This window comes from Vibrio sp. 1751, assembly GCF_033339895.1.
GTDB classification, from domain to species: Bacteria; Pseudomonadota; Gammaproteobacteria; order Enterobacterales; family Vibrionaceae; genus Vibrio; species Vibrio alginolyticus.
The window spans coordinates 1-5669 of record NZ_JAWOVM010000146.1; the positions used below are offsets into that span (position 1 = coordinate 1).

The following is a 5669-nucleotide window of genomic DNA, read 5'->3' on the forward strand; positions in this document are numbered from 1 at the left end:
CAGGCTCAGCCAAACGCTCCGACAAGGATGCCTTTCAATCATGATATTGCTGACGCGATTGAACCATTTGCACCGCCAGTGATCAGTTTCCACTTTGGTTTGCCAGACGATGATCTGTTAGCTCGAATTAGAGGGTGGGGAGGGAAGATCCTTTCGTCAGCGACCACGGTGGACGAAGCACTTTGGCTAGAAGCAAAAGGCGTTGACGGTATTATCGCCCAAGGCTTGGAGGCTGGTGGACACCGAGGTATGTTTTTATCGGATGATTTAACTACTCAATTAAGTTTGATGGCGTTATTACCACAAATCGCCAAACGGGTGAATTTGCCCGTTATTGCTGCAGGCGGAATCGCTGATAGAAGTGGGGTGGAAGCCGCGTTGAGATTAGGAGCGAGTGCCGTTCAAGTTGGCAGCGTCTATTTGTTGTGTGATGAGGCGAAAACATCGTCTTTACATCGATATGCCATTGCCAGTGAACGCGCGCAACATACCGCAGTGACCAATGTTTTCTCGGGCCGACCAGCGAGAGGCATTGTGAATCGCGCGATGTCGGAGCTAGGCTACATCAGTGAGTTTGCGCCGAAATTCCCATACGCCTCCATTGAAATGGCTCAACTAAGAGCGCTTATGGAAAAGCAAAACCGAGATGAATTCACACCGTTGTGGTGCGGACAAAACTCGTCGGGTTGTAAGGAAATATCGGCGGCAGAAATGACATTGTCATTAGTGGAAGGCATCGATTTAAACTGATATGCATCTTGCCTTTTAAAGCGATGCTGACCGAATGGTTACGAGTTATCCCTGTATTTATGTAGTAAATCTAATGGGATGTGGCAGTAATCATTCGGAAAGTTTGTGAGTCTGTCTTGGTGCTCATCATCACTTGGCACATAATTTGTGAGTGGCAGTACTTCTACGGCGATCTTGTCGGCGTCCGGTCGTGCTGCGATAAACGCTTTCGCGATGGTGAGATGCTGTTCGTTTTGGCTATAAACACCAGTACGGTACTTCTCACCTACGTCTTCACCTTGCTTGTTAACGCTGTAAGGGTCGATTATCTCAAACAAATACCCCATTAAAGTTTCAACCGAAACTTGCTCAGCATCGAACTGGGTTTTCACGCACTCTGCGTAGCCATCGTATTCGGATTGAGTGTTATCCGTTGTGCCATTTGCTCGCCCGGCTTCTGTGTTGATTACGCCCGGAAGGTGGCGCATAAATTCTTGCACGCCCCAAAGGCAGCCGCCTGCGAAGTAAATTTCTTCCATTACTTTTATCCTAGTCTCTATCGTTGTTGGGATGTAGGGAGTTAACCCCTCTTCTTCCATCCCATTTTCGTTGCCCTATTATCTGTTGATGGGAGCGATATTCGCAAGGTACAGCTTGGCTAATCAGACCACGCGTTTTTTCCTTTTTACTTTCAAGTTCTTTTCTTATGAAACATCAGGTGAGTATACTGTAAGCTCATCAATAAGGAGCGAACCTGTGAACCCAAGACAAAATGAAATCCTGCAATTAGTGAACGACCGTAAACGCGTTCAAGTCACAGAGCTTTCTGACATCATTGGCGTGTCGGGTGTGACCATCAGACAGGATTTGAACTTTCTGGAGCAACAGGGCTACCTAAAGCGCGTTCACGGCGCAGCTACCGCGTTGCAAAGTGATGACATTGATGCCCGCCTAGAAGTACGTTTCGATATTAAACAATCGCTCGCAAACCAAGCTGCGGATTTGGTCGCACCGAATGAGACAGTGCTGATTGAAGGAGGCAGTGCCAATGCGTTGTTGGCTCGGACATTGGCTGAGCGCGGCGATGTGACCATCATTACGCCATCGGCGTATATCGCCCATCTCATCCGTAACACTTCTGCCAACATTATCTTGCTTGGTGGCGTGTATCAGCACCAAGGCGAGAGCTTGGTCGGACCGCTGACTAAGTTGTGTATTGAGAACATTCATTTCAGCACGGCCTTCTTGGGTATTGACGGCTTCCATCAAGACACTGGCTTTACTAGCCGCGACATGATGCGTGCTGAGATCGCAGAAACCATCATTGCGAAAAAAAGGCGCAATATTGTTCTAACGGATTCTAGTAAATTTGGGCAAATTTATCCCTCATCAATTGGTAAGACTGACGAAATATCAGTGCTGCTGACTGACAAAGCCGCTCCGAAAAGCGACCTTGAACAAATCAAAAAGCGAGGTGTGGAAGTTATATTAGGCTGATTAAGCCACGCTTCGTTTTCGCTTCGCGAGCATTGCTGTTGGGGAGAAACCGGTGACTAGCATAGTGCCGCTAAGCACTAGAATTGTTCCTATGATGGTGTTAGAGCCGACGGGCTCATCTAGCACCAAGTAGCCCCATAAGATACCAAAAACAGGAACAAGAAAAGTGACAGTCAGTGCTGACGCCGGGCCGATATCAGAAACTAAGCGGAAATAGAGCAAATAAGCGAACCCTGTGCATACAACGCCGAGCGTGACAACAGAGCTCCATTCGAAATGACTTGGTTCTGCACGCATTGGTAAGAATGGTAGCAGCGGCAGTACCCAAATAACCGCCGCCCACATGCTGCCGTGAGCATTGTCAAAAGCAGGTACTTGTGGCGCATTTTTAGTGTAGTTGGTAGCAATGCCATAGCTGAAAGAAGCCATCAAACTGGCGGCAATAGGGAGCATGGCTTCTTCACCTATGGTTGAAGTATCTAAGCCGACCAAGACTGCAACGCCTCCAATGCCTATTAGCATACCGAGAACAGATTTCGCTGTGAGTGGGCTGCGGTACCAAACAAAGCCAACTAGTGCTCCCCATATTGGGGCGGTTGAGTTCAATATTGCTAAAGTTGATGCATTCAGTGTCTGGGCTGCGTACGCAAAGAGTAAAAATGGAACTGCGCTATTGAATAAGCCAATAATAAAGAAGTGTTTAGTATGCGCAGTTAACGTGAGTTTCTTCTTCAAATATACGGCGATCAATAACAAAGCGACGGCGGCAAATGTAACTCGAAATTCGATTAAGTAAGCCGGCCCGAATGTGTTGGCGGCGACTCGCATAAACAGAAACGAGCCACCCCAAATAGCAGCGAGGCAGAGTAAGCGAAAAAAACTGACGGCAGTCATTTGACATCCTTGGTCGAGGTCTAGCGCCTCATCGATTAATTGTTGCGCTAACAGTGAATTAAACCAAGGATGAGGTCAACCAGAAATGTAATGCCAGTTCCGGATCTGGCTAGCTTGGGCTCACGTTGATGGCGTGTTGTTGATTTGTGATGACTTAATGGCTCTCTGACCATACTGCGAATTCATTTCCACTCGGTTCAGTGAAGTGGAATCGACAGCCGCCGGGGAATTCGAAAATAGGGCGGATAATTTTTCCACCATGCAGCTCTACTTTTGTCTGAGTGGCCTGAATGTCTGAGCTATAAAATACTAAAAGTGCGCCACCATTTGCGGTTTGGTTTATAAACTCAGATTTGAAGAATCCGCCATCCAACCCTTGTCCTGAAAATGCAGAATATTCTGGGCCATAATCGGTAAAGCTCCAGTCAAAAGCACGCTCAAAAAATTGTTTGGTCGCACTGACATTAGTGGAACCAAATTCAACGTAATTCAATTTTTCATGTTGATGCATGGTGAAATCCTTCTCGGTTACTATCGTTTCTAGGCGAGCTTTTCTACGATGATGTCGTCCGCTTTTTCGACAAATAATGCGCCACTATCTCTGAGCTCTGTCAGCACATTCTCTACATTATCAGGCAGCACCGCACGAGTTGAAGCAAGATTAACTACCACATTGTAGCCAAGTTCCAGCGCTTGCATGACGGATTTTTTCACGCAAAAGTCTAAGGCAAGGCCACCTATAACTAAGGTATCAATCCCGTTGAACTTTAGAAATTCATGCGCGCCTGTCGTTTTGGTGTCGGCAATATCATGGAAAAAAATACCGTAAGGGTGTGCGTCAGGATCCATACCTTTATTAACTTGAAAATCATAGTCCAACACGGGTGGTAAGCCATCTAGCAGCTCAGAACCTGTTGTGCCAAGCACACAGTGACGGTTCCACTTTATATCCACATTCGGTAAACCAACGGGCTCAAGCATATTGGATGGCGATTCTGCATCCCACTTTGCTTTTGGTGGGTGTAAGTCACGACTGACCAGTTTTAATCGGCCTTTGGCATGATTGTTCAAAAGCTCCGGTACGATTTCCAACGCACCTGCAACGGGCAGTTCATTTGGACATAACTCACTAAAGCCTTTCTCTGGATCAACGTCGATCACTGCTGTAGTTTGATAGTTTACTCGAACAGTCATGGCAGACTCCTTGTCTGTCTGATTGTCTGCGTTTATCCACGCAAACAGTTTTGAAAAAAGGTTACTTCGTCGCTAGTCAGCGTATATACCATTGCGGGTTTTCCACCTTTACCTTTGTTGGTAGAAGCGACTTTATTAGTGGGTTTTAGTACGCCTGAATCTATCAAGCGGCGCTTAATCGTCATTCGGCTGATATCAATACCAAACTCTTGATAAGCAGAAATGATGTCCGCAACCAAAAACTCTTTGTCTAATGCAAACAAAAGAACCGATGTGTATTCAATGGATGCACGAAGCTTTTGCCACGCTTTTTCAATGGTTTTTTGATGATCAAATGCGAGGGTTTCTTCTCCATTGAGAATAGCCTGTAGCGAAAACCATTTAAGTTGGCATTCCGGTACACCTGCATTATTTATTTGCTCTACATTGTTACGATCAACTAAGGCGTAGTGCGTAATGTTTAAGCTCCAGTCTTCTGGATCGCGCTTTGGATCACCGTCGATAAACGCTTCGCTAAAATGGCGAGGGTAGGTATGGATTTTCTCACGGCAAATTCGGCGACGCGCCGCTTCAAAGTTTTCATCGGCCGGGCGTCCGCCTTCACTGGTTAAGTCTTTATCAAAGACAAATCCGCCCGGTAGTGCCCAGACTCCATGGTATGGCCGATTTGGATTTGAACGTTTAATCAACAACACTTCCAATCCCTTATCGGCACAGCCAGATAGCCTGAATGGAATAATGTCGACAGATACGATCATGGTTGGGTCCTAATATTGATTTGTAAGTAATCTAGCGCATAACAAGTGGTCAATCAATGGGTAAGTAACGAGTTGTTAGAAACGTTTTAGGTAGTGTTCGTAATACGATTTGAGCATAAATTTACGGTTGACTCTGACTTATTCACAATGCTTGCTCGAATTCTAGACAAAAAAACCTTATAAAAATGAGTGGTTAGTAACAAAAGTTGACAAACTATAGATGGGTGTTTATTGTTTACGCAAATTAGTTAGTAACAAAAAGTTATATACCCAGGAAGGGCATGTAGAAGGGCACCTAATGACCACCAAACTATTTTCTTCCCGCATCATTCAAAGCGCTTTGGATTTCGATGTCTACAAAGTCAATATGATGAGCGCTGTAACAGCGCTTTACCCTGATGCGATGGTGTCATATAAGTTTATCGTGCGCAGTGAGGAAGACCTCTCTGAGCTTTTGCCCGAGGTAAAAGCCGAAGTCCTTAAACTGCAAGATATTCAATTTACGCAAGAAGAAATTGAATATATTAAGCGTGTCGCGCCTTACCTGAATCCTGACTTTGTTGATGCACTGCGCCATTTCCGTTTCAACCCACAAAG

At 45.7% G+C, this 5669-nt stretch carries 7 protein-coding genes and 1 pseudogene; 3 read left to right on the forward strand and 5 right to left on the reverse strand.

Features of this window, described 5'->3' with window-relative positions:
• Window positions 1–750: nitronate monooxygenase (locus R7041_RS22425; RefSeq protein ID WP_318128716.1), on the forward strand; the 750-nt coding region annotated here is incomplete at its 5' end.
• 38 nt (window positions 751–788) lie between these two features.
• Here R7041_RS22425 and R7041_RS22430 read toward each other — a convergent pair.
• A complete protein-coding gene (locus R7041_RS22430) occupies window positions 789–1268 on the reverse strand; it encodes a peptide-methionine (S)-S-oxide reductase (RefSeq protein ID WP_005388723.1) in 480 nt (159 codons plus the stop codon).
• A gap of 217 nt (window positions 1269–1485) precedes the next feature.
• Here R7041_RS22430 and R7041_RS22435 point away from each other — a divergent pair, with 217 nt between their 5' ends.
• Window positions 1486–2226 carry a DNA-binding transcriptional regulator YciT gene (locus tag R7041_RS22435; RefSeq protein ID WP_017635127.1) on the forward strand — a complete coding sequence of 247 codons (741 nt, stop codon included), beginning with the start codon at window positions 1486–1488 and terminating at the stop codon, window positions 2224–2226.
• Here R7041_RS22435 and R7041_RS22440 read toward each other — a convergent pair whose 3' ends face one another.
• From R7041_RS22440 to R7041_RS22455, 4 genes are all read right to left on the reverse strand, one after another.
• On the reverse strand, window positions 2227–3120 hold the full coding sequence (locus R7041_RS22440; RefSeq protein WP_005373960.1) for a DMT family transporter: 894 nt from the start codon (window positions 3118–3120) through the stop codon (window positions 2227–2229). It abuts the gene before it with no gap.
• A gap of 154 nt (window positions 3121–3274) precedes the next feature.
• Window positions 3275–3631 (reverse strand): VOC family protein, encoded by a 357-nt coding sequence (locus tag R7041_RS22445; RefSeq protein ID WP_017635128.1) that lies wholly within the window; start codon window positions 3629–3631, stop codon window positions 3275–3277.
• A 29-nt stretch (window positions 3632–3660) separates the two neighbouring features.
• Complete coding sequence (locus R7041_RS22450) at window positions 3661–4314, reverse strand: isochorismatase family protein (protein WP_206949446.1); 654 nt, start codon at window positions 4312–4314, stop codon at window positions 3661–3663.
• A 32-nt stretch (window positions 4315–4346) separates the two neighbouring features.
• Window positions 4347–5072, reverse strand: coding sequence for an NUDIX domain-containing protein (locus R7041_RS22455; protein ID WP_005373953.1), 726 nt, complete (start codon window positions 5070–5072; stop codon window positions 4347–4349).
• 298 nt (window positions 5073–5370) lie between these two features.
• Here R7041_RS22455 and R7041_RS22460 point away from each other — a divergent pair.
• Window positions 5371–5669 (forward strand): annotated as a pseudogene (locus R7041_RS22460) (nicotinate phosphoribosyltransferase); the annotation flags it as partial.